The 25,487-nt window shown below is 33.2% G+C and carries 32 protein-coding genes and 1 tRNA gene; 15 read left to right on the top strand and 18 right to left on the bottom strand.

Annotation, left to right across the window (positions count from 1 at the left end):
• The first annotated feature begins 209 nt into the window (after window positions 1-209).
• Window positions 210-2,084, top strand: a complete 1,875-nt coding sequence (locus tag G581_RS0101900) for a sensor histidine kinase (protein WP_169368352.1) — start codon at window positions 210-212, stop codon at window positions 2,082-2,084.
• On the opposite strand, the gene G581_RS0101895 is transcribed toward G581_RS0101900, so the two are convergent.
• Window positions 2,076-2,453, bottom strand: a complete 378-nt coding sequence (locus tag G581_RS0101895; protein WP_028844362.1) for a response regulator — start codon at window positions 2,451-2,453, stop codon at window positions 2,076-2,078. The genes G581_RS0101900 and G581_RS0101895 overlap by 9 nt on opposite strands.
• A 79-nt stretch (window positions 2,454-2,532) precedes the next feature.
• Between G581_RS0101895 and hemL the strand changes: the two genes are divergently transcribed.
• The 6 genes from hemL to G581_RS0101865 are packed head-to-tail and all read left to right on the top strand — an operon-like array spanning window position 2,533 to window position 6,436.
• Window positions 2,533-3,816, top strand: a complete 1,284-nt coding sequence (gene hemL, locus G581_RS0101890; RefSeq protein ID WP_028844361.1) for a glutamate-1-semialdehyde 2,1-aminomutase — start codon at window positions 2,533-2,535, stop codon at window positions 3,814-3,816.
• Window positions 3,813-4,337, top strand: a complete 525-nt coding sequence (locus tag G581_RS0101885; protein ID WP_028844360.1) for a TorD/DmsD family molecular chaperone — start codon at window positions 3,813-3,815, stop codon at window positions 4,335-4,337. Before hemL ends, G581_RS0101885 begins: the two co-directional genes overlap by 4 nt.
• On the top strand, window positions 4,334-4,588 hold the full coding sequence (locus G581_RS10265) for an AtpZ/AtpI family protein (RefSeq protein WP_051178694.1): 255 nt from the start codon (window positions 4,334-4,336) through the stop codon (window positions 4,586-4,588). Before G581_RS0101885 ends, G581_RS10265 begins: the two co-directional genes overlap by 4 nt.
• A complete protein-coding gene (locus G581_RS0101875) occupies window positions 4,557-4,931 on the top strand; it encodes an ATP synthase subunit I (protein WP_028844359.1) in 375 nt (124 codons plus the stop codon). Before G581_RS10265 ends, G581_RS0101875 begins: the two co-directional genes overlap by 32 nt.
• Window positions 4,932-4,967: 36 nt before the next feature.
• Window positions 4,968-5,111 (top strand): hypothetical protein, encoded by a 144-nt coding sequence (locus tag G581_RS12000; RefSeq protein ID WP_156875162.1) that lies wholly within the window; start codon window positions 4,968-4,970, stop codon window positions 5,109-5,111.
• A gap of 2 nt (window positions 5,112-5,113) precedes the next feature.
• Window positions 5,114-6,436 carry a glucose-6-phosphate isomerase gene (locus G581_RS0101865; RefSeq protein ID WP_028844358.1) on the top strand — a complete coding sequence of 441 codons (1,323 nt, stop codon included), beginning with the start codon at window positions 5,114-5,116 and terminating at the stop codon, window positions 6,434-6,436.
• Window positions 6,437-6,560: 124 nt separating this feature from the next.
• Here the strand turns inward: G581_RS0101865 and G581_RS0101860 are convergent, their stop codons facing one another.
• Genes G581_RS0101860 through infB form a run of 4 tightly spaced genes read right to left on the bottom strand, consistent with a single transcriptional unit; the run spans window position 6,561 to window position 10,970 of the window.
• Window positions 6,561-7,331, bottom strand: a complete 771-nt coding sequence (locus tag G581_RS0101860; RefSeq protein WP_028844357.1) for a ParA family protein — start codon at window positions 7,329-7,331, stop codon at window positions 6,561-6,563.
• 13 nt (window positions 7,332-7,344) lie between these two features.
• On the bottom strand, window positions 7,345-8,331 hold the full coding sequence (locus G581_RS0101855) for a DHH family phosphoesterase (protein WP_028844356.1): 987 nt from the start codon (window positions 8,329-8,331) through the stop codon (window positions 7,345-7,347).
• The gene (rbfA, locus tag G581_RS0101850) at window positions 8,328-8,684 is read right to left on the bottom strand and encodes a 30S ribosome-binding factor RbfA (RefSeq protein WP_028844355.1); all 357 of its coding nucleotides are present in this window, start codon (window positions 8,682-8,684) and stop codon (window positions 8,328-8,330) included. The genes G581_RS0101855 and rbfA overlap by 4 nt, the downstream gene beginning before the upstream one ends.
• Window positions 8,685-10,970, bottom strand: coding sequence for a translation initiation factor IF-2 (infB, locus tag G581_RS0101845; RefSeq protein ID WP_028844354.1), 2,286 nt, complete (start codon window positions 10,968-10,970; stop codon window positions 8,685-8,687).
• Between the two features lie 87 nt (window positions 10,971-11,057).
• Between infB and rpmB the strand changes: the two genes are divergently transcribed.
• Genes rpmB through G581_RS0101815 form a run of 6 tightly spaced genes read left to right on the top strand, consistent with a single transcriptional unit; the run spans window position 11,058 to window position 13,016 of the window.
• Window positions 11,058-11,246 carry a 50S ribosomal protein L28 gene (gene rpmB, locus G581_RS0101840; RefSeq protein ID WP_028844353.1) on the top strand — a complete coding sequence of 63 codons (189 nt, stop codon included), beginning with the start codon at window positions 11,058-11,060 and terminating at the stop codon, window positions 11,244-11,246.
• Between the two features lie 2 nt (window positions 11,247-11,248).
• On the top strand, window positions 11,249-11,725 hold the full coding sequence (locus G581_RS10260; protein ID WP_038064641.1) for a DciA family protein: 477 nt from the start codon (window positions 11,249-11,251) through the stop codon (window positions 11,723-11,725).
• Window positions 11,718-12,065, top strand: coding sequence for a hypothetical protein (locus G581_RS0101830; protein WP_028844352.1), 348 nt, complete (start codon window positions 11,718-11,720; stop codon window positions 12,063-12,065). Before G581_RS10260 ends, G581_RS0101830 begins: the two co-directional genes overlap by 8 nt.
• Window positions 12,058-12,321 (top strand): glutaredoxin family protein, encoded by a 264-nt coding sequence (locus G581_RS0101825; protein WP_028844351.1) that lies wholly within the window; start codon window positions 12,058-12,060, stop codon window positions 12,319-12,321. The genes G581_RS0101830 and G581_RS0101825 overlap by 8 nt, the downstream gene beginning before the upstream one ends.
• Window positions 12,311-12,628 carry a ferredoxin-thioredoxin reductase catalytic domain-containing protein gene (locus G581_RS0101820; protein ID WP_028844350.1) on the top strand — a complete coding sequence of 106 codons (318 nt, stop codon included), beginning with the start codon at window positions 12,311-12,313 and terminating at the stop codon, window positions 12,626-12,628. The genes G581_RS0101825 and G581_RS0101820 overlap by 11 nt, the downstream gene beginning before the upstream one ends.
• Before the next feature lie 16 nt (window positions 12,629-12,644).
• Window positions 12,645-13,016, top strand: a complete 372-nt coding sequence (locus G581_RS0101815) for a DVU0772 family protein (RefSeq protein WP_028844349.1) — start codon at window positions 12,645-12,647, stop codon at window positions 13,014-13,016.
• A gap of 4 nt (window positions 13,017-13,020) precedes the next feature.
• Here G581_RS0101815 and G581_RS0101810 read toward each other — a convergent pair whose 3' ends face one another.
• Both G581_RS0101810 and G581_RS0101805 read right to left on the bottom strand, forming a co-directional pair.
• Entirely contained in the window at window positions 13,021-13,674 is a 654-nt protein-coding gene (locus G581_RS0101810) for an HAD-IA family hydrolase (protein WP_051178692.1), read from the bottom strand.
• Entirely contained in the window at window positions 13,661-14,239 is a 579-nt protein-coding gene (locus G581_RS0101805) for a hypothetical protein (RefSeq protein ID WP_028844347.1), read from the bottom strand. The genes G581_RS0101810 and G581_RS0101805 overlap by 14 nt, the downstream gene beginning before the upstream one ends.
• Before the next feature lie 82 nt (window positions 14,240-14,321).
• Here G581_RS0101805 and bioD point away from each other — a divergent pair, with 82 nt between their 5' ends.
• The gene (gene bioD, locus G581_RS0101800; protein WP_028844346.1) at window positions 14,322-15,044 is read left to right on the top strand and encodes a dethiobiotin synthase; all 723 of its coding nucleotides are present in this window, start codon (window positions 14,322-14,324) and stop codon (window positions 15,042-15,044) included.
• Between the two features lie 3 nt (window positions 15,045-15,047).
• Here bioD and panD read toward each other — a convergent pair whose 3' ends face one another.
• The 11 genes from panD to G581_RS12135 are packed head-to-tail and all read right to left on the bottom strand — an operon-like array spanning window position 15,048 to window position 25,242.
• Entirely contained in the window at window positions 15,048-15,431 is a 384-nt protein-coding gene (panD, locus tag G581_RS0101795) for an aspartate 1-decarboxylase (RefSeq protein WP_028844345.1), read from the bottom strand.
• 2 nt (window positions 15,432-15,433) lie between these two features.
• Window positions 15,434-15,727: an Asp-tRNA(Asn)/Glu-tRNA(Gln) amidotransferase subunit GatC gene (gene gatC, locus G581_RS0101790; protein WP_028844344.1), complete on the bottom strand. Its 294-nt coding sequence runs from the start codon at window positions 15,725-15,727 to the stop codon at window positions 15,434-15,436.
• Between the two features lie 3 nt (window positions 15,728-15,730).
• Window positions 15,731-17,830: an ATP-dependent helicase gene (locus tag G581_RS0101785; protein ID WP_028844343.1), complete on the bottom strand. Its 2,100-nt coding sequence runs from the start codon at window positions 17,828-17,830 to the stop codon at window positions 15,731-15,733.
• A gap of 35 nt (window positions 17,831-17,865) precedes the next feature.
• Window positions 17,866-19,686: a glutamine--fructose-6-phosphate transaminase (isomerizing) gene (gene glmS / locus G581_RS0101780; RefSeq protein ID WP_028844342.1), complete on the bottom strand. Its 1,821-nt coding sequence runs from the start codon at window positions 19,684-19,686 to the stop codon at window positions 17,866-17,868.
• Window positions 19,686-21,056 carry a bifunctional UDP-N-acetylglucosamine diphosphorylase/glucosamine-1-phosphate N-acetyltransferase GlmU gene (glmU, locus tag G581_RS0101775; protein ID WP_038064767.1) on the bottom strand — a complete coding sequence of 457 codons (1,371 nt, stop codon included), beginning with the start codon at window positions 21,054-21,056 and terminating at the stop codon, window positions 19,686-19,688. Before glmU ends, glmS begins: the two co-directional genes overlap by 1 nt.
• Window positions 21,057-21,064: 8 nt before the next feature.
• Entirely contained in the window at window positions 21,065-21,676 is a 612-nt protein-coding gene (locus tag G581_RS0101770; RefSeq protein ID WP_028844340.1) for a DUF502 domain-containing protein, read from the bottom strand.
• Window positions 21,677-21,678: 2 nt separating this feature from the next.
• Entirely contained in the window at window positions 21,679-22,434 is a 756-nt protein-coding gene (locus tag G581_RS0101765) for a YebC/PmpR family DNA-binding transcriptional regulator (protein ID WP_028844339.1), read from the bottom strand.
• Between the two features lie 57 nt (window positions 22,435-22,491).
• Window positions 22,492-23,244 carry a YkgJ family cysteine cluster protein gene (locus tag G581_RS0101760; RefSeq protein WP_028844338.1) on the bottom strand — a complete coding sequence of 251 codons (753 nt, stop codon included), beginning with the start codon at window positions 23,242-23,244 and terminating at the stop codon, window positions 22,492-22,494.
• The gene (gene pyrE, locus G581_RS0101755) at window positions 23,241-23,843 is read right to left on the bottom strand and encodes an orotate phosphoribosyltransferase (RefSeq protein WP_239639010.1); all 603 of its coding nucleotides are present in this window, start codon (window positions 23,841-23,843) and stop codon (window positions 23,241-23,243) included. The genes G581_RS0101760 and pyrE overlap by 4 nt, the downstream gene beginning before the upstream one ends.
• A 37-nt stretch (window positions 23,844-23,880) precedes the next feature.
• Window positions 23,881-24,312 (bottom strand): glycine zipper 2TM domain-containing protein, encoded by a 432-nt coding sequence (locus G581_RS0101750; RefSeq protein WP_028844336.1) that lies wholly within the window; start codon window positions 24,310-24,312, stop codon window positions 23,881-23,883.
• 21 nt (window positions 24,313-24,333) lie between these two features.
• Window positions 24,334-25,242, bottom strand: a complete 909-nt coding sequence (locus tag G581_RS12135) for a GGDEF domain-containing protein (protein ID WP_083962543.1) — start codon at window positions 25,240-25,242, stop codon at window positions 24,334-24,336.
• Between the two features lie 161 nt (window positions 25,243-25,403).
• Here G581_RS12135 and G581_RS0101740 point away from each other — a divergent pair.
• A tRNA-Gly gene (locus G581_RS0101740) sits at window positions 25,404-25,475 on the top strand.
• The last annotated feature ends 12 nt before the right edge of the window (window positions 25,476-25,487 follow it).

The raw sequence follows: 25,487 nt of genomic DNA, 5'->3' as shown, positions 1-25,487 counted from the left end.
TTTTACCTTTTATTTTTTTTGGCTTATACACTTTAGCTCTTTCATGTTATATATTAAAACAATCAATATTCTGCAATATTTTTTCAACAGTTTTTGTTTTTTTAAGTTTGACATTCAGAGTAAATGCAATATATAAAGGACGATTCAAGACTTATATTTTTTACATTTTGCTATCTACTATTATTTTCTCAGTTTTATCTTATTTTTTTATGAAATATATTGAAGATATTAAGAATATAGCGATTTCTAATAAAAAAACAACTCTTGAAAGGCTTGCCCTTGAAATTGAAGATAAAATAAATTCTTATAGTGATTTTATTAAACTTCTAACTTCTTCTGAAGATATTAAACGTAAAATTAAAAATGGTAACAATGAATTAAATAACTATCTCTCATATCTTAATCATTCGCTTGATACAGTACTCATATTTTTCGCTGATAAAAACGGAAAAATACAGGCATGTTCTGCTGAATATAGCAGTATAATGCTTCATCAAGACATAAGTTTCAGACAATATTTTAAAGAATCAATGGATGGAAAGCTTGCAATTTCTATGGCAAGGGGAATTTATACATCAAGAGATAATCTAAAAATTTCTTATCCTGTATATGACAAAAATCGTATTATAGGGGTGCTAGTTTTTCAAATTGATATAATCAATGATTTAAAAAAATATATCAATATTGAAAATGCTTTTATTATGCACTCTTCTGGAGCAGTTTTAGCAGAAAAGCCTGATTTACGCAATAAATTAATTTTAAATCCAGCACAGAACGATCTTAATAAAATTTATAAAGAATGCATATTTGCTAAGGACAGAATTACAAAATCGGATTTTAGACAGATTGGTAACGATATCTTTGAGGATTCCGCACACAAACAATGGCTTTTACTGAGGGAAGAATTTATGCCAGATTGGTTTATTGCAAGTTTCCTTGATTCCTCAATGTATAACAGATATCAGGATCTTTTCTATATTACTGTATTTCTTTTTGTTTTTATTTCACATTCATTTGCAATAAAGTATCTTGAGAAATTAAGAGATATATTCATAAATCTTGCTAAGGAATCCGAAGAAAAAAAACTTGCATTAGATGCAATGAACGTAGGTGTAATTTATACTGATTTTCTGGGGAAAATCAAATATCTTAACAAAGAAGCAAAAAGACTTACAGGAGCCTCAGATCAAGAAGCTATTAGTAGAAGTTTAAATGAACTTTTCACTCTTAAAGAACATGTGAACTCTGCCTATAAAATTCTTCAAAGCAAATCTGGAAATGTATCTATAGTTTATAACGAAAAGCCGATAGTAATTGATAACATAAAATTTGGAGATTTAATAATTATTCAAGATGCCAGTGAGATAATTCAAAGGAACGAGCTTACCAAAAAATTAGAAACAATGGATACAATTGCACAGATATCAGCAGGAATTACCCATGATTTTAATAACTATCTTACTGTTCTTACTGGTAATCTTTCTTTGCTTAAGGGGAAGGATCTTACAAAATCCATGAATAATACAGAAATGATTGAAAAAATGCTTGAAACAACAAAAATTATGAAACAAATAGTTGAACAGCTAAGTGACCTAAGCCCTGACTTAGGATTAAAAAGAGAAAAAATAAGTATAGATGAAATTGTAAAAAATTCAGCCATATTTGTTTTAAATAATACGAAGATAAAACTTACTATTGAATCAGAGCCTTCTTTATTTCCTGTTTATGCCAACAGTGCACAGCTTTATAGATTATTTCAAAATCTTATAATAAATTCAAAACAGGCAATGGATAATGAAGGCAATATTACTATAAAGCTTCAAAATTATATCAATAACGGGAAATTAAAAGATTTGCCCGCCGCGAAATATGTTTACATAGAAATCACAGACAATGGACCCGGTATTCCTGAAGAATATATTGATAAAATATTCAACCCTTTCTTTACAATGAAAAAAGGAGGTAGAGGACTTGGGCTGAGTATTGTAAAAAGTATTATAGAAAAACTTGACGGTAAAATAGAGCTTGAGAGCAAATCAGGTTTTGGAACAACATTTAAAATTTATATCCCCGCATCAGATTAAACTCAATTGCTTTAAAACATCTTCGAGTTCTTGAAGTGTATAAGGTTTATTAAGCATACCTTTAAATCCTGCATTTTCATACATTGCAATTGAAGGGTCATTAGAATATCCACTTGATACTATAGCTTTTATTTCAGGATTAATTTCTTTGAGTTTTTGCATAACTTCTTTTCCTGACATTCCTGGTAGCACAAGATCAACAAATACAATATCAAACGAGGTATTTAATTTCATTTGAGAGATAAATTCTTCAATTGCTCTTATTCCATTGTCAAAAACAACTACTTCAAAATTAAAAAATTCAAGCATTGTTTTAAGCGTTTCTGCAACCAGCTCATTATCCTCAATAACAATAGCTCTTTTAGGCATAAATGTAATTATATCATAATTTGCTATTTTAGCATTTTTTCTGATATTTTTATTGAAATAAACAATTCTGGAGGCAGATATGAAAATTAAAAAATCCCAGAAACTTTATAAAAAAGCCGTTACCCTTATGCCTGGAGGTGTCAATAGCCCTGTAAGGGCATTTAAAGCAGTCGGTGGAACTCCATTATTCATATCAAAGGCAAAAGATTCAAAAATCTATGATGTTGATGGAAATGAATATATAGACTATGTTCTTTCATGGGGTCCGCTCATTCTCGGACATGCGCACTCAAAAGTTGTTAAGGCTCTGAGAAAGGCTGTACTTTCTGGAACAAGTTATGGAGCACCAACTCCAATGGAGATAGAGCTTGCGGTTCTGATAAAAAAAGCAATGCCTTCCATTGAAAAAATTCGCATGGTTAACTCTGGAACAGAAGCTACAATGTCAGCAATAAGATTATCAAGAGGCTTTACAAAAAGAAACAAAGTGATAAAATTTGAAGGATGTTATCACGGCCATGTTGATGCATTGCTTGTAAGTGCTGGTTCAGGAGGTGCAACTTTTGGTATTCCGGACAGTCTGGGTGTGCCCGCCTCATATGTTGCAGAAACAATTATTCTTCCCTTTAATGATAAAGAAACATTCAAAAATGTGATAAATGAGCACTGGAAAGACATCGCCTGTGTAATAGTTGAGCCTGTTGTTGGAAATATGGGATGTATCCTGCCAAAAGAGGATTTTTTAAAAACACTGAGAGATGAAACAGAAAAATATGGAATTATCCTTATATTTGATGAGGTTATGACAGGATTCAGAGTTTCATCTGGTGGCGCACAGGAATACTACAGAATAAAACCTGATTTAACATGTCTTGGAAAGGTTATTGGAGGCGGACTTCCTGTTGGTGCATACGGAGGAAAAAAAGAGATAATGTCACTTGTTGCACCAGAAGGAGGAGTATATCAGGCTGGAACACTTTCAGGTAATCCACTTGCAATGACAGCAGGGATTGAAACATTAAAAATTCTTTTAAAATCAAATACATATAAAAAACTTGAAAAAAAGATGCTTCAACTTGAGGAAGGGTTAAAAGACGCAGCAAAAAAACAGAAGATATCCGCAAAATTCTATAGAGCCGGGACAATGTTTTGCACATATTTTACTGAACAGGAAGTTGTTAATGCCCAAACAGCAAAAACATCAGATATTGAAAAGTTTAAAAAATTTTTATGGGGAATGCTGAATAGAGGCATTTATATCGCACCATCACAATTTGAAGCAGGTTTTATATCAATTGCTCACAGTGAAAAGGACATAGAAAAAACAATTAATGCTGCCTATGAAACATTTAAAGAGCTATGAATTCTTTTGATCCGACTGAGCAGGAAGAAAGGGCTGAAATCTACAGACTTTTTGCATATCTTTTAATGAATATTCCAGATGTTGAACATATTGAAGAATTTGAGGACTATGCTCAGGTTGAAGTTCGGGACACTTATGAAGAAATAAGCAATGATTTCATCGCTTTATTTATAGATAATAATCTGCCAAACTATGAAGCCTACTATAAGGGAGATCTCTACAAAGACATTCCAATTAATCTTCACCTCAATGATGTTCAGCATTTTTACTGGGCAGCAGGAGTTGCCATTGATGAAGAGTTCGACCTTCCACCTGACCATATCTCAATGGAGTTACTGTTTATGAGCTATTTAATTAATCAGAACTTGAGAGAATTGCAGATTGATTTTTTAAGAAGGATCTATGAATGGATTCCTTTATTTTGTGATGCACTATATGCAAAAGCAGAAACTGATTTTTATAAAGAGGTTGCATATTCGCTTAAAGAGTTTGTATTATCAGAGTGTGAGGGCAAAGTATGACTGAAGAAGATACAAAACAATCTATCTTCAGGGTAATTCTGAATGCTTCAGCGTTAGGAATTAATTTTGTTCTGTGTGTAGTAATCGGAGCCATAATTGGATACTTTATTGATAAAGTTTTACATAGTTTTCCATGGTTTTCAATAATTTTTTTAATTGCTGGATTTGCCGCAGGAATAAAAGAGATTTTCAGATATATAAGGAAGGTAAATAAAACTGATGGACAGGGAAGTAATAAAGAAGATCAATAAGCAAACCTCAATTTTAGTGCCAGTTTTAGCAGCATTAAGCTATATAATATGGCAAAATGAGATAGTTGTTTTTAATATAGCTCTCGGCGGGTTTATTAGCTGGTTAAATTTAAGAGAACTTGCATGGGCTATAAAAAAATTTTTTGGGAAACCCATGTTCCAGCTTACAGTAATAGGATTGAGTTATCTTAAGCTCGGTCTAATTTTTCTATTTCTCTGGTTTATTGCAGCCAGAGGATGGTTTAATGTTAAAGGACTATTAATAGGCTTCATAGTCATTCTTATTGTGTCTATAAAAGAAGCATATATTTATGTAAAAAGACAAAAATTAGAGGAGTTTTAAGCTCAGTATAGCAAATCGCATATTAAGGAGAGATATATGAGCTGGCAGTTTTATCTTCTTTTAGCACTGGCACTTCTTGTAATTATGGCATTTAAACTTACAAAGGTTCTTGCAACGATTGTTATTCTATCAGTAGTTATAATATTTGTTGTTGCCTATTTTTCCAAAAAAAGGAGATAAATATGATAATGCTTGATTTTTCAAATATTCTTACAAAAGAAATAGGTAATAATGGAGTTTTAATCGATGAAATTGAAAAAAATGCACAAAAAGCTATCAAGCTCATATCAGAAAAACCATATAAAGAACTAAATTTTCTGGAATTACCAGAACAGGATTTAAAAGAACTTAAAGAGATTGGCAAAAGAGCACGAGATTATGAATATTTTATCATTCTGGGAATCGGTGGAAGTGCGCTTGGTCCGAAAGTTATTCTTGAAGCATTAAGTCCTTTGCACAACTTGAGGAAAAAACCAAAAGTTTTTATTTATGACAATGTTGATCCCACGACATTCAAACATATTATCGAAACTATTGATTTAAAAAGAACGCTTATTAATGTAATATCTAAATCTGGTAGCACAACTGAAACACTCGCTGCATTTTTAATTTTCTGGAGAATGATACGGGAGAGAAAACTTGAGGTTAAAGAGCATTTTGTTTTTACCACAGACCCTGAAAAAGGTAATTTAAGAATATTAGCAGAAGAATATGAGATTCCAACACTTGTTATTCCAAGAGATATTGGAGGAAGGTATTCTGTATTAACTCCTGTGGGACTTTTTCTTGCAGAGGCATTAGGAATAAAAAGCGAAGAATTGCTTGAAGGCGCCAGGGAAATCTCATACAGAGCATTTTCTGAAAAATTAAATCAAAATCCAATGGCAATTCTCGCATCTTCTCTTTATCTCACGGATATACAAAAAAATAGAAAAATTGTTGTTTTTCTACCGTACTCTGATAGGCTTAAAACTTTCTCAGAATGGTTCTGTCAGCTATGGGCAGAAAGTCTTGGTAAAGAAGGCAAAGGCACAACACCATATCCATCCTTGGGCACAACTGATCAACATTCCCAACTTCAACTGTGGATGGAGGGACCAGAAGATAAATTAGTTTTATTTGTCTCAGTTGATAAGCACGAATTTCAGGAAGAGATTCCAGAAGAGTTTCACGATATTGAAGGATTGAGATTCATTGGAGGACATACCCTTGAAGAACTTATTAATACAGAACAGCTTGCCACTGAAATGGCTTTAACAATGAGTAAAAAACCAAATATGAAACTAGTTCTGCCAAAGATTGATGCTTATTACCTTGGACAGAGTTTCCAATTTCTGCAGGTGGTAACTTCTATGGCTGGGTTGCTTTATGGAATAAATCCATTTAATCAGCCAGGAGTTGAGCTTGGCAAAAGACTTACTTTTGGTGCATTGGGAAAGAGAGGATTTGAAACCGAAGGTGAAAAAGTAAAAAACTACTTAAAAAAACAGAGATTTATCATCTAGTCTTTTTTAATTTATCCATTATATTATTGGAGACTGTTTCTATCGGAATTAATAAGATAAAATAACAATTATACCAACTTAATTAATATGATTTTCTATAATTCCTATATGATGAATTTAATTTTTAATATTGTTCTGTCAGAAGAATTATTTCCTGAGCAAGCTCTTTGTAGGCAACACTTCCCGCAGCCTCAGGAGCATAAAATATAGCAGGTATTCCATTCATAGATGCTTCAGCTAACGATATGTTTCTCGGTATTACTGTTTCAAAAGTTTTTGAGCGAAAAACTCTTTTTATATCCTCAGCAATCATTCTGCTTAGAGTGAGATGTTTACTGAACATTGTAAGAAGGATGCCTTCAAGTTCAAGGGTTTCATTAAAATTTCCTTTGATTCTCCATAAAAGTTTTATAAATATTCTTAAAGCTTCCAGTGCAAACTGTTCACACTGAACAGGAATTATTACAGATTCAGAAGCTACAAGAGCACAAAGAGTAAGAAAGGAAAATGAAGGAGGGCAATCTATCAATATATAATCAAACTCTTTTTTATATCTTTCAATTAAACTTTTAAGGGTTTGTTCTCTTTCTTGTGTTGTAAATATTTCAAGTTCTGCCATAAATAAATCTATTCTTGCAGGTATTAGATGAAGATTTTCTAGAGGTTGAACTAGTACGTCCTCCAGTGTTGTCCTCCCAGTATACAGTTCATATAGTCCTTTTATTTTTTCTCCATTTTTTCTTATACCCAGACCAAAGGTAAGGCTTGCCTGAGGATCTGAATCTATTACAAGAGTTTTTTTACCACAGACTGCTAAAGCTGTGGCAAGATTGATAGCTGTCGTTGTTTTACCTACACCACCTTTTTGGCTGGCTATTGCAATTATTTTACCCATCAAAATACTGTATTCAGTATAGCATATTATGAGCTTTTAATTTTTCAATAAGCTTTTGTTGTGCTTCTTTAAGAGATCCATTAGTTCTATAACCTGAAGCATTTTTATGTCCACCGCCTCCAAATTCTGCTGCAATCTTGCTTACATCAAAATCTCCTTTAGAGCGAAGGCTTACTTTTAGAAATCCTGCATGGATTTCTCTAAAAAGTGCAGAAATATAAATATCTTTTAAAACTTTCAAAAACTCTACAAATCTTTCAGTATCAGATTCCTGAGTTTGTGTTTCATCAAAATCTTTCTTTGTAATATAAGCTATAGCAAGTGGCGGTATTACACTTACAGTATTTAGCATCCTTTTAAAAAGTGCAAATCTGTTGTCACTCCATGATTCAAAGGCTTCCTGATAAATATAAGATGGTCTAGCTCCTGATTGAACAAGTTCTGAGGCAATCCTTAAGACTTCATGAGTAGTATTGTCAAACTGGAAATTTCCTGTATCAATAATGATTGCAGTATAGAGATTTGTTGCAATTTGAGGAGTTATATCTCCTCTTAAAGCTTTTATAAGGTAATAAATCATAATACCTGTTGCAGCTTTTTCAGGGTCAATCCATTTTACACATTTAACATCATTTGAAATATTGACCTCGATATGATGGTCAATAATAAGCTTATTACCTGAAAAAGTTTTAATCTTATCAAGAATTTCTTTTTCATAACTAACTCTTGAAATCTTGTTACAGTCAACTAAGACTAAAATATCAAACTCATTCAACTTTATAAAATTGATATTCTTTATAGAATTGATTCCTGGCAGAAACTGATATTGTAAGGGTATAGGATATTCTGTATAAATTTCAGCTTTTTTACTGAATTGTTCAATTAAGAATTTTAAAGCCAGACAGGAACCAAAAGCATCTCCATCAGGAGTTGTGTGGGTCAGTATTAAAAATGAATTTTCTTTTCGAAAAACATCGATTAAAGCCTTCGGTGGTTTCAACCCTCCTCCGAAGTTCTCTTTATTTCCTTTAAAAGTTGATCAATTCTAAATCCACGCTCAATAGATTCGTCATAAACAAACTCAAACGTGGGTATTATTTTTATTCTTAATCTCTTTGCAATCTCTGTTCTTATAAAACCCTTTGAATTATTTAAAATCTGAAGTGTTATCTCCCTGTCTTCTGTTTTAAGAACAGATACAAAAACCCTGGCAATTCGCAAATCATCTGAAAGTTCAACATCAGTTACAGTAATAAACCCCAATCCTGGATTTTTGATTTTATGAAAAATTATATCCGCTACTTCTTCTTTTAAGAGCACTCCAAGTCTTTGAGATCTTTTGTATGGATGCATTTATAAACCTTTAACAGGAACTTTCTCAATGATATAGTTTTCGATTATATCACCTTCTTTTATATCATTAAAGTTGTCTATAGTTATACCACACTCATATCCTGCCTGCACTTCTCTTACATCTTCTTTAAATCTCTTAAGAGAGCTAATTTTACCTTCATAGACAACAATATTATCTCTGATTACTCTTATTCCATCACTTGCTCTTGATATTGTTCCATTTAAAACATAACAACCAGCTACTGTACCAATCTTGGAAATTTTAAATACTGCTCTTACTTCTGCTCTGCCAAGTACTTTCTCCTTGACCTCTGGCTCAAGCATTCCTGTTAGCGCTTTTTTTACATCTTCAATTACTTCATAAATAATGCCGTAAAGCTTCATGTCAACACCAAGCTGTTCGGCAAGTTCCTGAGCCTTTGTTTCAGGACGAACATTGAATCCTATTATTATGGCATTTGCAGTAGATGCAAGATTTACATCGGACTCTGTGATACCTCCAACAGCTGTATGTATAACCTTAACTTTAATCTCTGGATGAGTGATATCTTCTACAGCTTTTTTCAATGCCTCAACTGAGCCCTGAACATCGCCTTTTATGATTAAATTAAGCTCTTTTACTTCTCCTTCCTTAATTTTTTCATATAAATCCTGAAGTGTAAGTTTTTGAGCTTTCTGTATCTCAGCAAGTCTTTTCTTCTGAGCTCTTGCATTAGCTATCTGACGGGCTACTCTATCATTTTCAACAACTATAAAACTATCTCCTGCCTGAGGAACCTGTTCAAACCCTACAACTTCAACAGGAGTTGATGGCAAAGCTTTATTGATTCTTTTTCCCGTATCATCAATAATTGCCCTTACTTTACCATATGTTACTCCAGCAACAAAAGCATCTCCGACCTTCAGCGTTCCATTCTGTACAATTACAGTTGCAACAGGACCACGACCCTTATCAAGGCGTGATTCAATGATTGTCCCTCTTGCAGGTTTATTGGGATTGGCTTTAAGTTCCATTATCTCTGCCTGAAGAGCTATCATTTCAAGTAAATTTTCTATACCAATTCTTTTTTTTGCAGAAATTTCAACGAATATATTCTGTCCTCCCCAGTCTTCAGGAATAACTCCGTAATCACTGAGTTGTGTTTTTACCCTTTGGGGATTTGCCTCTGGTTTATCTATTTTATTGACTGCTACAACTATTGGAACACCTGCTGCTTTAGCATGATTAATAGCTTCAATTGTCTGAGGCATTACGCCATCATCAGCGGCAACAACCAGAACTACAATATCTGTAACTTTAGCACCTCTTGCTCTTAGAGCTGTAAATGCTTCATGTCCCGGAGTATCAAGAAATGTTATATCCTTACCCTGCACTGTTACTTTATATGCACCTATATGCTGAGTTATTCCTCCTGCTTCCTGTTCTGTAACCTTCGTTTTTCTAATTGCATCAAGCAATGAAGTTTTTCCATGATCTACATGCCCCATAACAGTTACAATAGGAGGTCTTGGCTGAAGTGATTCAGGAGAATCTTCAACCTCCTCTATCACATCAACCTCCTGTGCTTGGGCAATTTCCACTTTGACTCCAAAGCCTTCCGCCACAAGTTGAGCAGCATCCGTATCAACAGGCTGATTAATTGTTGGCATATAGCCAAGTTCCATAAATTTTTTTATTACATCTGGAACTTTCTGGCTGATAAGTTCAGCAAATTCTTTAACTGTTGTACCTTCTTCTATCCTGATGGATTTTTTTCTCGGTGCTGTTGAAGGGGTTGTAGAAGGTTCTTCTTTTTTTACTTTATCTTTAATCTTTTTTTGTTCTTTTATATCCAGCCATTTCTGAGGTTCAAATTTTTTAGGTGCGATTTTTGTGGATACAGGCTTAGGTTTTATTTTCTCAATCTTTTCAAATGATATTTCTCGTCTGAATTTCCCTAGAATGGTAATCTCTTCTTCTTTTATCTCTTCGTCACTAATCGTTGGTGATGATATTTCTTGTTTATCAGTTACTGTTTGTTCTTCAGTTTTCTTTAGTTCTGAAGGTTTGGTTTTTTTCTCTTCTTCCTTTTTTTCTATCTTTTTTTCTTTTTTTTGCTCAGGCTGACTTGTTTTTTGAAACTTTTTTATTATTTCTTCAACTTCTTCAGGCTCTATTTTAATGTTTGTGGTTCTTTTTTTAAATTGAATGTTTCTTATTTCCCCAACACATTCCACAATTTCTGAAGGTTTTACACCAAGCTCTCTGGCTAATTCTATACTGGTTCTGCCTACTTTATCTGACATAGATCAACCAACTCCTCCCTTGTCTCTAAATCAATAAAATGTTATCATAAATAAATCAGTATATGCAAATTAAAGGAGGATAATAAAATGGCAAGCTGCTATGTCTGTGGCAAGAAAAAAATGGTGGGTAATAATGTAAGTCATGCAAACAACAGAACAAAAAGATATTTTTTCCCAAATCTTCAGAAAATGAAGATCATTACTGAAAAAGGCCCGAAAAAAGTTCATGTTTGTACGAGATGCCTCCGTTCTGGTTTAATAAAAAAAGCAGTCTAGGTATGCAAAGAATTGGACAAATTTTACCCTGTCTATTAAGCGATTGCGGCATAGAAAATGCTGTAACGTTAAAATTTTTAAGGAAAAACTGGAATAGCATATTCGGTTTTCCTATAGCAGAACATGCCTTTCCTAAGGAGTTTAAAAATGGTATTCTTTTTGTAACAGTTAATTCACATTCCTGGCTTACTCAGTTAAATCTGTTAAAGGATGAGTTTATAGCAAAACTTCATGCCTACAAAGTAAAAGATATTGAATTCCGTTTTGGACGAATTTATATAAATCAAAAAGAAAAAATATATAAGCAACATAATCTAACCCTGTCATCAGAACAGGAACTATGGTTACGAGATATTACAAAAAATATAAAAAATAATGATATAAAACAAACAATGGAAAGTTTGATACAAAAGTATCTTTTGTTTGTAAACCAGATTAATGAAAATATCATAAAAAATCAAGGAGAACACCATGTCTGATTTCAATTTTGTTTTCAAAGAGTATTCTGACGAGGACAATAAAATTTATGAAGATGTAATGAAAAAAATAATGCAGAATATAAAAAATGGGATGTCTTTCAGAGAGGCTGTTGATAGTATTGACATAAAAGATAATGAATTAAAAGGTTTTATAGAAGATGATGCTTTGAAAATACTTATTGCTGAGCTATGTTATGTATCAAAAATACCTTTTGAAGAATTGGCAGATATGTTAAAGCTTCCGCTGGACACAATAAGAACAGCAAATCTTGAAATGCTTGAAGATATAGCATTGACTCTCAACAACAGTTTCAATAAAGAAAGGAGTGGAAATGCTTAGAAGAGTCAGATTATACTCCTTAAGCACATGTCCTACATGTAAAAAAGTTAAAGAGTTTCTTAAAACTCATGCTATTGACTATGAGATAATTGAAGTTGACACTTTAGATGGCGGTGAACAATGGCTTGCTATGAAGGAGTTAAAAAAAATCAATCCTGCTGCAACTTTTCCAACACTGATAGTTGAAAATGCTGTTGTTGGCTTTGATGAATCAAATCTTAAAAAATTACTCGGAATAGGTCAGAGTGACTCCTGATAAACTTTATGAAATTTTAAATAAATATGCCATATCAAAAGGGTTAGAGTTAAATAAGGATACAAACTTTGTTTTTGAACTTATTAATGGATTATTAAAAAATGAACAACGTTATGGATATAGATCATGTCCCTGTAGATTGGCTTCTGGTAATAAGGAAAAAGATTTAGATATCATATGTCCATGCATCTATAGTTTAGATGATATAAAGAAGTACGGTAGATGTTACTGTGGACTTTATGTATCAAAAGAATATAATGAAGGGAAAATCCCTGAAAAAGTAGTTCCTGAAAGAAGAAAAAAATAACCGGGAGGCGTAGAATATGATTTTCAGTGAATTAATAACGCTTAAAGAATTAAAGGAAGACCCATATTTTGTAGAACATATGTTATGGAATACTCAACCACAGGAGATTATGGCACCACGATGCTCAAAATCTGGAGACAAGGTGGTTTACAAAAGTTCAATTAAAGGTTACATCCCTTATATTGATACAACTGACGAAAAGCCTGTGCTTTTTATAATGAGGCATACTGAAATGGATTATGGAGAAACAATAGCGAGAATAGACGAAATTCCAGCAGAGATGCTAAATGAAGCAGTGAACGAAAATAAGGATAAAATATACTTTGGTATGTGCCCTATTAATGAAAAGATAAAACAATGGCTTAAAAAAGAGCTCGGAATTTTATAAACAACTAAAACTTAATAAGTTCCCGAAAATTCATTATTGTTAAAAATGTTTTTGATTTTTTGGGAAGGGATTGAGAGCTTGAAGTTGCTCTCAAAATAGGAAGTTTTATACCTGAAAGTTTAGCAGTATAAAGAATATCTTCTGTATCATCTATAAAAATTGCTGATTCAGATTCAAAGGGAATAGTTTCTTTCAGTCTATCCCAAAATTCTATTTTTTCTTTTGGATATCCAAGATCAAAAGATGTGAAAATATCATTGAAATATTGATTAAACCCAGTTTTATTAAGTTTAAGATCTACTACTTTATTATGAGCATTCGTTAAAAGATAAACCTTTTTGCCATTTGAAGTTATAACTTTTAGAAACTCTTCAGCGTCTGGATGAGGACTTATGAAATGAGCCAGTTCTTTTTTCAGTTTAAATATATCAAGCCCTGTCCTCAATGACCAGAAATCAATATCAGTCCAGTTAAGTTTGCCTTCTTCTGCTTTATACATTGAAAAAAGTCTTTTCTGAGCCTCTTTAAAACTTAATCCTTCTTTTTCAGAATATTTTTGAGGAACATAAACCTCCCAGAAGTAATCATCATAGTACTTGTCAAGTATTGTTCCATCCATATCCAAAAAGACGGTTTGAATCTCATCAAAAGCTATCATCTTCATCTGCTCTATACCATGAAATATCAATATAAAACTTCATTCTGTCATAAATTTTTTGCAAAATATTACTCAGTTCAAAAAACATTTCCTCATAAAACTGCAGATCTTTCAGTTCTTCTCCTCCAACCATATAGGAATAAACAATTTCATATTCCCCACCCTGCACTAAATCTTTTCTGAAGAATTCTTTTTTTATTAAAATAGGGTCTAAATCAGGATATTCGTTAACTATTTCTTCAAAAAGCTCTCCTAACTGATTATATTCTTCAATAAAAGGGAGATTAATCACCACTTCAACTTCTACCATATTGTCGAAATGTTCTTCTTCATCTTCAACATCATCTTCATCCAGAAGAATTGAAAAACTTGTTTGATGAGCATTATAGGAAAATGAAACCGTTGCACTTATGGGGTATGGAGGTTTAATTTCTGGCAAAGTCATAGAAAGTTTGCTTTCTTTATTTAAAGAGTACTGTTCAATCAACGTAGCCATATCAAATACATCAAGATAATTTTTGGCTGCATCCATTATTTTCATCTGTAATTCTTCAAACCTGATCACATTGCCTCCTTAACGAGTTGCCTTTAATCTATACAACATTATACCATATAACGATAAGATTCTTTTAAAAGGAGGATTCGCTATGAAGACTGGATATTTTATCACGGGAACAGACACAGGAGTTGGCAAAACCATTGTTGCCGCTGCAATATTGAGAAGTTTTATAAAAAAGGGGTTAAAGGTTGGAGCTATGAAGGTTATTGAAACAGGCTGTCTTAATAAAGATGGGATACTTCTTCCAGGTGATGGAATGCTTTTAAGAGATATGGCTGAAATGAATGATTCACTGGATTTGATTACTCCTGTTAAGCTTGAAAACCCTGTAAGCCCCCTTGTTGCCTCCAAACTTGAAAATATAGAAGTTGATATTGAAAAAATTTTTAGATGCTTCGATACTCTTAAGAAAAAATATGACTATGTTTTAGTTGAAGGAATCGGTGGGTTAATGGTACCAATTACTAAAGAAGAAAAGAAAAAATCAACATTTTACTTTGTCAGAGATTTAATAAAAGATCTGGGCTTATCAGTCATAATTGTAACTAGACCAACTCTTGGAACAATTAATCACACGCTCCTTACGCTGGAAGCATTAAAAAGCAAAAAAATTCCTGTTAAAGGTTTTATTATTAATTTTTCAGAACCTGCTAAAAAAGATATTGCTGAAAAAACAAATTCTCAGGTTTTAAAAGAATTGGTTGACGCCCCATGTCTGGGTGTGCTGCCATATTTAACAGAATTAAGCAAAGATAAAATAGGAGAAACAGCGCTAAAAAATTTTAATATTGAAGCGTTAATTTCTCAATAAAAACTATAAAGAATCCGAATATATTGAAGCGGAATAAACTTTTACAGGATTATTATTCTCATCTAATATTACAATTCTTGGCTTATGTGAGGAAATTTCATTTTCCGTTAGATAGCCGTAAGAAAAAATAACAATTCTATCTCCTGGAGAAGCTTTTTTGGCTGCAGGTCCATTAAGACCTATTGTTTTTGTACCTTTTTTAGCAGGTATAACATAGGTATCAAATCTTTCTCCATTGCTCATATTGCTAATCCAGACCCTTTCATAAGGTAAAATTCCAGAAAGCTCGAGAAGATTCGTGTCAATACTTACAGAGCCCTCATAAAATAAATTGGTCTCTGTCACCTTCGCCAGATGTAATTTTGCTCTTAAAAAACTTCTCAACATAATTACTCTGTTTCTATGATTTTAGGAACTCTAAAAAATTTATCTGTTGATTGTGGTGCATTTTTTAAGGCTTCTTCTCTTGATAGAGATTTCGTTACCTCATCTTCTCTGAATACATTACTTAATTCAATCACATGTGAAGTGGGTTCTATTGCTCTGGTATCTATTTCACTCAGTTTTTCAACATACTCAAGAATTCTACTTAACTGGTCCTGATAAATGGACAGTTCTTTGTCATCAAGCTCAAGTCTACTGAGCATTGCTATGTGCCTTACCTCATTTGTTGAAATTTTCATTTTTTATACCCTCTCTAAGTTTACAATTTTTGGTGCTAATTTTTTAACTCCTATGCCTGGAAAGTTAACAACCACTTTTAAATCATCTCCTTCACCATAACATTCTCTAACAATCCCAATACCCCATGTTGGATGTTTGACTTTACAACCTATCACAAAAGGTGGTTTTATTTTGGCTCGTTCAGGTTCTTTTTTTACAGGTGCAAATGTGGAGTAATCTTTTCTCATACAAGTGCAATACTCCGGAGGAATATCTTTAATAAAGCTAGATGGTTCCTGTTTCTGAACTTTTGAATAAAGCTTTCTCTGCCTTGCTGATGTAATGAACAGAAGATTCTTTGCTCTTGTCATTCCTACATAGAATAATCTTCTCTCCTCCTGTAATTCTGATGGATTATCAAGAGCCTTAAAGTATGGCAGGATTCCTTCCTCACAACCCACTATAAAAACAACAGGGAACTCAAGTCCTTTTGCAGCATGCAAGGTAAGAAGCGAAACATAGTTTTTATTGCTCTCCCATGTATCTACATTTGAAAACAGTGCAATTTTATCAAGAAAATCTCTAACAGGCATTTTTTCAGCAGAACTGAGGAACTCTAAAACATTTTGAATTCTGTCTTCCTCAATTTCTTCAAGATAGCCTGTTGCATTTAATATATCTTTAATCATTGATGCGGAATCTTTATAATCTTTTACGGAAAGCTCATCAATCAATGTAGTAAAAGATAAAAGCTTTTCCTTAAAACCTGCCGATACTGTATCATCTTTTATCATTCTTTTTATGGCTTCGTAGTTTGATATCTTCTGTTTTTGTGCTTCATTTTCAATTTTTGTTATTGCTGATGCTCCAAGCCCTCGTGGCGGTGTATTTATTATTCTCATAAGGCTCACATTGTCTTCTTTGTTCAAAATAAAACGCATATAAGCAAGCACATCTTTTATTTCTTTACGATGATAAAAACTAACTCCACTGACAACCTGATATGGAATTTCTTCTATACGCAAAGCCTCCTCTATTGCTCTTGCCTGAAGAACTAATCTGTAAAGAATAGCAAAATCTTTATACTCATATTTACCTTTAAGATAAAGTTCTCTTATATTTTTTGCTATATATTTGGCTTCATCTTCTTCATTATTTAATTGACAATAGAAAACTTTGTCTCCCCAATCTCTATCTGTCCATAGGCTTTTTGGTTTCCTATCTGAATTCTTTGAAATCATAGCAGTAGAAGCAAGAATAATATGTTTTGTGGAACGATAATTCTGTTCAAGTTTAACTACCTTAGTCTGAGGAAAGTCTTTTTCAAACTCCAGAATATTATAGACATTTGCGCCTCTAAACTTGTAAATACTCTGGTCGTCATCGCCAACAGCACAGATATTTTTATGATATTTACAGAGTTGATGCAGTAGCATATACTGAGATTTATTTGTGTCCTGAAATTCATCAACAAGAATATATCGGAATTGTTCAGAATATCTTTTAAGTAGGTCTTCATTTGCATTGAATAACGCTATGACACACAGTATTAGATCATCAAAATCCAGAGCATTATATTTCTTAAGCTCATTCTGATAGCGCATATATATTCTGCCAAGTCTTTCTTCAAACTCATAACCCTCAGTATTTGCAATATAATGTTCAGGAGTTATTAAATTTGATTTCAAATTACTTATTTTTGTTACAACACACTTACATAAAGCTTCGTGCATGTTCATATCTTTCAAAATTCTCTTTACAAACCCTGCCTGATCATCTTCATCGTAGATTATAAAGTCTCTTTTATAGCCAAGACTGTCAATATGAGCTCTTAAAATTCTTACACATAGAGAATGAAAAGTTCCTATCCAGGTATTTTTCCAATTGCCATTACACATCTTGAAAATTCTTTCCTTCATCTCGTTAGCTGCCTTATTGGTAAAGGTTACAGCAAAGATTGAGGCTGGATGAAAACCCACTTCTTTAGTGAGATAGGCATACTTATAAGTTATTACTCTTGTTTTTCCACTTCCCGCACCTGCAAGCACAAGAAGTGGTCCTTCACAATAAACTACTGCTTCCTGTTGAGCCGGATTTAATTCCGACAGGGGGAAATCTTTCATGGCCACACCCCTTTATATTTTTATTTTAAATCAAACTATTCAACAGTAACACTCTTCGCAAGATTCCGGGGTTGATCCACATCACATCCCCTTAAAACAGCAATGTAATAAGCAAACAACTGAAGCGGAACTGTAAAAATAACAGGGTTTAAATAAGGATTTGATCCCTCAATATATAACAATTTATCTGATAGACGATTTAAAAGCCCTTTATTAGTATCTGTAATGGTTATTACAAAACCATCCCTCGCCTTTATTTCCTGAATATTTGAAATGGTCTTCTCCAGTAGACTACCATGTGATGTAATAAAAACAACAGGAAAATTTTCTTCAATTAAAGCGATAGGACCATGTTTCATCTCACCTGCTGCATACCCTTCTGCATGAATATAAGATATTTCTTTGAGTTTTAAAGCTCCTTCTAAAGCAACAGGATAGTTTATTCCTCTGCCTAGATACAAAAAATTCGGTTTTCTATAGACTTCCTTAACAATAGTCTGTATATCCGCATCAAGTTTCAACGTATCTTCTATCTTTCTTGGTAGAGCCATTAAATCTATAACCAAATCCTGAGCCATTTCTTTGCTAATTTTGCCTCTTGATAATGCAAGTGCAAGACTGAGTATATAAAAAGCTACTACTTGGGATGTGAAAGCTTTTGTTGAAGCAACACCTATTTCAGGACCTGAACGTGTATAAAAAATATAATCAGACTCACGTGAAACCGTGCTTCCAATGACATTACATATACTTAACGTCTTGATTCCGCTTTTTTTTGCATACCGCAAAGCTGCCAGAGTATCTGCTGTTTCTCCTGATTGAGTGACAGCAACAAAAAGAGAATTTTTACCAAAAGGTACTTTTCTATATCTAAACTCTGATGCAATATCAACTTCTACAGGAATTTCGCACATTTCTTCAATCATATACTTACCAATAAGACATGCATGATATGAAGTTCCACAGGCTACAAGATAAAGTCTTTCAAACTCTTTCATATCCTGAGGCATTAATCCCCATTCTTCATAAACAACCTCTCCATCTGACAAAACTCTTCCTCTTATTGTATCCGCAATTGCTCTTGGCTGTTCATATATCTCCTTGAGCATATAATGTTTAAAGCCATCTTTTTCTGCCATTGATGGTGTCCATGCTATAGTGTGTACTTTTTTTTCTTTCTCTTCTCCATTAAGATTGTAAATCTTAAAACCTTCTTTACTCAAAAGAACCATCTCTCCATCTTCAAGGAAAACTACATTCCTACAATAATTCAAAAAAGCTGGAATATCAGATGCTATAAATCTTTCTTCATCCGATACTCCAATTACAAGAGGGCTTTCCATTCTGACACCTATAAGCATATCAGGTTCATTTCTATCTATTAAAACTATTGCATAAGAGCCTCTGAGCCTCAGACACGCTTTTCTTACAGCATCTACAAGAGAGAGTTCCTTCCTGTATTTCCCAATTAAATGTGCAATGACTTCTGTGTCTGTTTCAGAATTAAACTTATATCCTTCTGCTTCCAGTTCTTTCTTAAGCTCGATATAGTTCTCAATGATTCCATTATGAACCAGAGCAATTGAACGTGATGTATGAGGATGGGCATTTTCATTTGAAGGCTTTCCATGGGTTGCCCATCTTGTATGCCCAATTGCAGATGTGCTGAAAGTAGCTGGTTTTATTAAACTTTCAAGATTACTAATTTTCCCTTTGCACTTTACAATCTCAATCTGAGAATCGTTTACAAATGCAAGACCTGCAGAATCATAGCCTCTATATTCAAGTTTTTTCAAACCTTCAAGTATGATATTTATTGCATTTTTATTTCCTATGTAACCTATAATCCCGCACATTACTTTTGCTTTCTCCTTTTCTTTGCCCAACCTTCTATGTTTTTTTGCGGAGTTCTGCTTATTGCAAGAGCATCAGAAGGAACATCATCAACTACTGTCGAACCAGCAGCAATGTATGCTCCTTTGCCAACTTTTACAGGAGCCACAAACTGAGAATCACTCCCAACAAATACATCATCCTCTATTATTGTTTTATTTTTTTTCTTGCCATCATAGTTGCATGTAATTGTTCCAGCTCCAATATTTACATTACTACCTATTTCAGCATCACCAATATAACTGAGATGGGCGGCTTTTGTACTATCTCCGATAGTTGATTTCTTAAGTTCAACAAAATTGCCAATTCTACATCCTTTACCAATAACAGTTTCAGGCCTTATATGAGCGAAAGGACCAACTGTTGAACCTGAATTAATATGAGCTTTTTCCACTACTGTGCAGTCTTTTATCTGAACATTATCTTCAATAATGCTGTTTTTAACTCTAACGCTTTGATAAATAATACAATTCTGCCCAATTATTGTATCTCCTTCAAGAAAAACATTTGGATATATTACAGTATCTTTGTCAATCTTAACTGAAGGAGACACCCAGACTGTTTCAATATCATAAAATGTAACTCCGCTTTCCATCAACTGTTTGACAACTTTATCTCTTAAATGCTTTGTTGCCAAAAAAAGCTCATATCTTGTGTTTATACCAATAAGTTCATCTTCTTTAGCTATTGGATATGCCTGAGCTGCACATCCTTTTTCTACTGAAATCTCAACAATATCAGTCAGATAGAATTCCCCTTTTTTGAGATTTTTCTTTATATTTTTAACAAGTTCCAGAATTTTTGCATTCATTATATAAATTCCACTGTTTGCTTCTTTTATTGATTGTGAATCCGATGTCATATCTGTATTCTCTATAATTTTTTTTATATTTCCCTTATTATCTCTAAGAATTCTTCCATAAGAATGATCTCTTTCAGGATAAAAAGAAAGAATCGCCAAATCGACTTCATTGTTTTGAAAAATATCGATGAATTTTAGAAGTGTTTCTGGTGTTATCAGTGGTGTATCTCCATTAACAACAAGTACATTATCACTCATTAAATAAGGCATAGAGCATAAAATAGCATGAGCTGTTCCCTTTGGCTCATCTTGAAAAACTATTTTCACATTATAATTTTTTAAATGCTCAACAACTCTATTCATTGAAGGATTTATAACTACAAAAATATTTTCTGGATTTAATTTTCCTGCACATTCAATTACATAATCTATTATTGGTTTATCAAAAATTTTATGGAGCACCTTTGGTTCAGATGACTTCATTCTTGTTCCAAGTCCTGCAGCAAGTATTACAACATCCAGCTTTAACATATCCTCAATCACTTCCTACAAGTTATTGTTTGTGGTGCTGTTATGCCAGCAGAAAGTATTATTTTTATCCCTTCCTGAACAGATATATCTGTATGAAATACACTATCCTCTTCAAACAGAACAACTTCACCGAGATATAAATTATTTGTGGGGATATAAACCGTTACAAGTTTTTTCCCCATATCATTGTCCTTTAAAATACACTCTTTTGTCTGAAATCCGAAAACAAAACTTCCTTTTCTCGGATACTCAACAATCACAACCCTTTGAAATGATGCTTTATTTTCTGGTGAAAATGCATCAAATAGTTGTTTCAATGAAGAATAAAGGCTTTTAAAAAGCGGGATTTTAAGAAAAAGTAACTTTTCAATACTATCCAGCAATTTTTTCCCGAATACATTTGTGGATATAAAACCAACAACAAAGACTACAATTAGAGCGGTAATAAAACCTAATCCTGAGATATGTCTACCAAAAATGAAATCATATACAGGACTTAAAAGACCATCAACAATTTTGAAAAGCTGAAATACTATGAAAATGCTTATAGCTATAGGAATTGTTACTATTAGACCTGCAATAAAATTTCTTTTAAAAGTTAGTCTAATAGATGGTTCCATTCCTAAGCTACAGCCTTGTTCATTGCCTCATCTGGAATATCAAAATTTGCATATACATTCTGCACATCATCATGCTCCTCCAGAGCATCTATGAGTTTTAACATCTGATCAGCAACATCTCCCTCTACAGAAACATAATTTTTAGGTAACATCGTAACCTCTGCCAGTGAAACCGGAATACCAGAAGCCTCAATATGTGATTTTACTGTGTTTAAATCTTCAGGAGACATTATAATTTCATAGTTATCCTCTGTAGGGTCATTTTTCACATCTTCAGCACCTGCCTCAAGTGCAAGTGAAATTAAGGTATCCTCATCAACTGCTTTTTTATCAATAAGAATATATCCTTTTTTGTCAAAAATCCACGATACACATCCAGATTCCCCTATACTTCCGCCATGTTTTGTAAGAATATGTCTTATGTCAGACACGGTTCGATTTTTATTATCAGTCATGGCTTCTATTAAAAGCGCTACACCCCCAGGACCGTATCCTTCATAAACTATTTCTTCGTAGGAAGTTCCTGCAAGCTCTCCAGTTCCCTTCATTATTGCTCTTTTTATATTATCCATTGGCATATTGACTTCCCTTGCCTTGTCAATTGCGACTCTTAAACGAGGATTTTTTTCAGGATCTCCACCTCCAAGACGTGCTGCTACAGATATTTCTTTTACAAGTTTCGTAAAAATCTTACCTTTTTTTGCATCTACATGAGCTTTTTTATGTTTGATCTGTGCCCATTTGGAATGTCCAGCCACGCTAACCTCCTAAAAAGGTGGAATATTCTTAATAATAATAAGATATTTAATATTCTGTCAAATTCTCAGTTGCTCTATAGTATTTAATGCATCAATGAATAAAGAGTTTTTCATGCCCCTGAATGTTAATTCTTTTACAAATAAGGATTTTTGAGCTCTTAAAAACTCAACTCTATCCAAAATCCCTGTAATACTGCATATTTCATCAACAAACTCTGGCAGAATAGGAACTTCAAAGAAGCCATCACCGGTCTGTATGAATTTTTTTAGAAAAAAATTACCTTCCAAACTTATAAAAATTTTTTCTACTATATCCCGTTGAAACATTAAATGTTTCTTTAAAATGTCAAAATTCTCTTTTAAAGATTTATCAATAAATTGTCCATCCCATATTAATGGAGCATCAGCATAAAAGCCTTTACAGTTCTTAAAAGATCCCCTTTTTTTGTCTACTATTACCAGATCTTGCAGAACTTCAGGAAATGTTACAGAAAATGGAATAACTCGACATTGAAGCGGTTTTAACTGATTATGGATTGTACACAGAGAATTTTTAAGTAATCTGCATCTTTTTTTAAATCTGTTACCACCAATAAAATCTCCAGCTATGTAAAATCCTCTATATTTGATACTAATATCATCCAGATAAACTTTGTGTTCTGCGTTAAATGGTTGTATTTTTCGAAATCCTAAAGTAATAGGGAAAAATTTAAAAAGTTTTACTATTTCTTTCAGAGTTAGAATTGTTGCTCCTCCGCAACATATGGAGGAGCAATCTGTAACACATTGAAATTTTATTGGCTTATTCACATTCTATAAAGCTTCATCACTTCATCTCTTGAAATTATGGCCTCTAAATCAGGAGGAAATCCACAATCTGATAAAAAATTAAAAATATTTTCCTTCCCTCCTTCCTGTCTGTCAACAAGAACAATAACCTTTTTAACAAAAATGCCCGCATCCTTAAACCTTGTGATCGCCTGAATTGTTGAGCTTCCTGTTGTAATTACATCATCAATTACAACAACACTATCACCAGCTTGAATATTTCCTTCAATCCACTGCATTGTTCCATGCTCTTTAGGCTTCTTACGAACAACAAGGGCTTCAACAGGCTTACCTTTAAGATATGAAGTGTATGCAACTGCCATAGCTATTGGATCTGCACCCAGAGTAAGTCCTCCTATTCCTTTTATATCTGAATCTGCAATCATATCATAAATAATATTCCCGATCAAATAAAGTCCCTCTGGTGATAGAGTTACTGCTTTACAATTAAAATAATAATTACTCAATTTACCAGATACTAGCTTAAAACATGGTACTTCACTGTATCTAAAAGCTTTCTCGTAAATAAGCTTTATCAGCCTCTCTTTCATCTGCTGTCGTTCTGTATAGCTGTATTTCACAATATTTACCAATGCCTTAATACAAACAGCAACATTATTAGTAAATTCTTTCCTGTTTTTCAGACTCGCATATCTCTTTTACAGTATCTTTTACAAGCTTCCCATCTTCCCAAACCTTTTCGCTAACCTTTCTGCATTTTGTTGATGGATCTTTATAGTAATAGTCACTTGCAGGCTCAGCTTTGTAATACCCTCTTCCATCTTCTGTTTTATATTCAACAGGTCCCCCACTTTGATAGGCTTCACGAGAACCTCTTACTGAGATATCAGCTAAGGTTGCACCGAAGAGAGCTCCAAGTCCTGCTCCGATAACTCCACCACGCCATCTATTGTGTTTATCAAGAAGTACTCCTGCTGCACCACCAACAACTGCTCCAGTTCCAGCTCCTTCGTAATGATACTGACTGAGTTGTCCGCAGGCTACACTAAAAACCATCAACAAAGCTAACATTAAAGCTAAAACCTTCATGACTCCCTCCTGCTTTTTCTTTTATTTTAACCCAGAAGGCTCAAAAAATACTCTATTTCTTCCAGACTGTTTTGCTTTATATAATGCCTTATCCGCATTCTGAATTATTTTATCCACAGATAATCTTGCTTCATCAGCGTAGGTTGTATATCCAATGCTTACAGTTAATTTTATTTCCTGACGGTTAACAGTCTGAAATACCGCATTTTCAACAGTCTGACACAACTTTTCACAGAGATGCTCTGCCTCATTTTGGTCTGTTGAAGGCATTAGCAAGCAAAACTCCTCTCCTCCATATCGTCCTACTGTAACTTTATGTGGAAGAGTTGCCAGACATAAGCCAACAAGTTCCATCAACACCCTATCTCCAGTCAGATGTCCAAAAGTATCATTGATTTTTTTAAAAAAATCAATATCAAGGAGAGCTACACTTAAAGGTTCTTTATATATATTACACCAGTTCAATTCTTCATTGATTCGTTCAATTAAGAAACCTCTATTGTATGCACCTGTTAAAGGGTCTTTTGTTAAGAGTTTATCAAAATCTCTTTTAATTTCAACAATTTGCTGTGCCTTTTGAATTTTCATCATAAGTTCACATTTCATAAATGAATCTGCAATATAGTCAAAAACTTCAAACTCATAAAGCTGATGAAGAATAGAAGGTGTTCGTTTTTTTATTATTGTAATTAAAGGAATTTCTCTAATAGATGGTGCGGTTGTAATTGTCTCAATTAAAGATCGATGTAACTTTGAAAACTTGTAAAGGTCAAAAAGAATAATCTCTGGTTTTAATTTATAAACATGATCAATAAATGCAGTGTCTATAGGAAATATATTACATTCTGAAGCTTCATCTGTTAAAAAATCTTTAACTTTTTTTGCCAGTTCTGATCTATTTGTTCCAAAGATCACTCGCATAGACAGCATTATTCCAGAGTATATTCCATTTTAAATTTCCATGTAAAGAGAATTATTTTACTTACTGAAAATATGCTCCATCATTTATTTTAAATACTTCAATGCTACTTTAAATTTTTATATCAAATTTGACATCTTTTTAATCTCAATGATATAAAAATATATAGTTTGCGGGCGTAACTCAGCGGGAGAGTGTCAGCTTCCCAAGCTGAAGGTCGCGGGTTCGAATCCCGTCGCCCGCTTTTTTATTGGAG

Source organism: Thermodesulfovibrio thiophilus DSM 17215, assembly GCF_000423865.1.
In the GTDB taxonomy this organism is placed as follows: domain Bacteria; phylum Nitrospirota; class Thermodesulfovibrionia; order Thermodesulfovibrionales; family Thermodesulfovibrionaceae; genus Thermodesulfovibrio; species Thermodesulfovibrio thiophilus.
Note: the sequence above shows the minus strand (reverse complement) of the source record. Positions and strands in the feature narration are given on the sequence as shown.

Excerpts from the sequence above, each read along its gene's own strand:
- G581_RS0101900 (WP_169368352.1), top strand. The coding sequence starts at position 210 with ATGAAATATATTGAAGATATTAAGAATATAGCGATTTCTAATAAAAAA.
- G581_RS0101895 (WP_028844362.1), bottom strand. The coding sequence starts at position 2,453 with ATGCCTAAAAGAGCTATTGTTATTGAGGATAATGAGCTGGTTGCAGAA.
- hemL (WP_028844361.1), top strand. The coding sequence starts at position 2,533 with ATGAAAATTAAAAAATCCCAGAAACTTTATAAAAAAGCCGTTACCCTT.
- G581_RS0101885 (WP_028844360.1), top strand. The coding sequence starts at position 3,813 with ATGAATTCTTTTGATCCGACTGAGCAGGAAGAAAGGGCTGAAATCTAC.
- G581_RS10265 (WP_051178694.1), top strand. The coding sequence starts at position 4,334 with ATGACTGAAGAAGATACAAAACAATCTATCTTCAGGGTAATTCTGAAT.
- G581_RS0101875 (WP_028844359.1), top strand. The coding sequence starts at position 4,557 with ATGGACAGGGAAGTAATAAAGAAGATCAATAAGCAAACCTCAATTTTA.
- G581_RS12000 (WP_156875162.1), top strand. The coding sequence starts at position 4,968 with ATGAGCTGGCAGTTTTATCTTCTTTTAGCACTGGCACTTCTTGTAATT.
- G581_RS0101865 (WP_028844358.1), top strand. The coding sequence starts at position 5,114 with ATGATAATGCTTGATTTTTCAAATATTCTTACAAAAGAAATAGGTAAT.
- G581_RS0101860 (WP_028844357.1), bottom strand. The coding sequence starts at position 7,331 with ATGGGTAAAATAATTGCAATAGCCAGCCAAAAAGGTGGTGTAGGTAAA.
- rbfA (WP_028844355.1), bottom strand. The coding sequence starts at position 8,684 with ATGCATCCATACAAAAGATCTCAAAGACTTGGAGTGCTCTTAAAAGAA.
- infB (WP_028844354.1), bottom strand. The coding sequence starts at position 10,970 with ATGTCAGATAAAGTAGGCAGAACCAGTATAGAATTAGCCAGAGAGCTT.
- rpmB (WP_028844353.1), top strand. The coding sequence starts at position 11,058 with ATGGCAAGCTGCTATGTCTGTGGCAAGAAAAAAATGGTGGGTAATAAT.
- G581_RS10260 (WP_038064641.1), top strand. The coding sequence starts at position 11,249 with ATGCAAAGAATTGGACAAATTTTACCCTGTCTATTAAGCGATTGCGGC.
- G581_RS0101830 (WP_028844352.1), top strand. The coding sequence starts at position 11,718 with ATGTCTGATTTCAATTTTGTTTTCAAAGAGTATTCTGACGAGGACAAT.
- G581_RS0101825 (WP_028844351.1), top strand. The coding sequence starts at position 12,058 with ATGCTTAGAAGAGTCAGATTATACTCCTTAAGCACATGTCCTACATGT.
- G581_RS0101815 (WP_028844349.1), top strand. The coding sequence starts at position 12,645 with ATGATTTTCAGTGAATTAATAACGCTTAAAGAATTAAAGGAAGACCCA.
- G581_RS0101810 (WP_051178692.1), bottom strand. The coding sequence starts at position 13,674 with ATGATAGCTTTTGATGAGATTCAAACCGTCTTTTTGGATATGGATGGA.
- bioD (WP_028844346.1), top strand. The coding sequence starts at position 14,322 with ATGAAGACTGGATATTTTATCACGGGAACAGACACAGGAGTTGGCAAA.
- panD (WP_028844345.1), bottom strand. The coding sequence starts at position 15,431 with ATGTTGAGAAGTTTTTTAAGAGCAAAATTACATCTGGCGAAGGTGACA.
- gatC (WP_028844344.1), bottom strand. The coding sequence starts at position 15,727 with ATGAAAATTTCAACAAATGAGGTAAGGCACATAGCAATGCTCAGTAGA.
- G581_RS0101785 (WP_028844343.1), bottom strand. The coding sequence starts at position 17,830 with ATGAAAGATTTCCCCCTGTCGGAATTAAATCCGGCTCAACAGGAAGCA.
- glmS (WP_028844342.1), bottom strand. The coding sequence starts at position 19,686 with ATGTGCGGGATTATAGGTTACATAGGAAATAAAAATGCAATAAATATC.
- glmU (WP_038064767.1), bottom strand. The coding sequence starts at position 21,056 with ATGTTAAAGCTGGATGTTGTAATACTTGCTGCAGGACTTGGAACAAGA.
- G581_RS0101770 (WP_028844340.1), bottom strand. The coding sequence starts at position 21,676 with ATGGAACCATCTATTAGACTAACTTTTAAAAGAAATTTTATTGCAGGT.
- G581_RS0101750 (WP_028844336.1), bottom strand. The coding sequence starts at position 24,312 with ATGAAGGTTTTAGCTTTAATGTTAGCTTTGTTGATGGTTTTTAGTGTA.
- G581_RS12135 (WP_083962543.1), bottom strand. The coding sequence starts at position 25,242 with ATGCTGTCTATGCGAGTGATCTTTGGAACAAATAGATCAGAACTGGCA.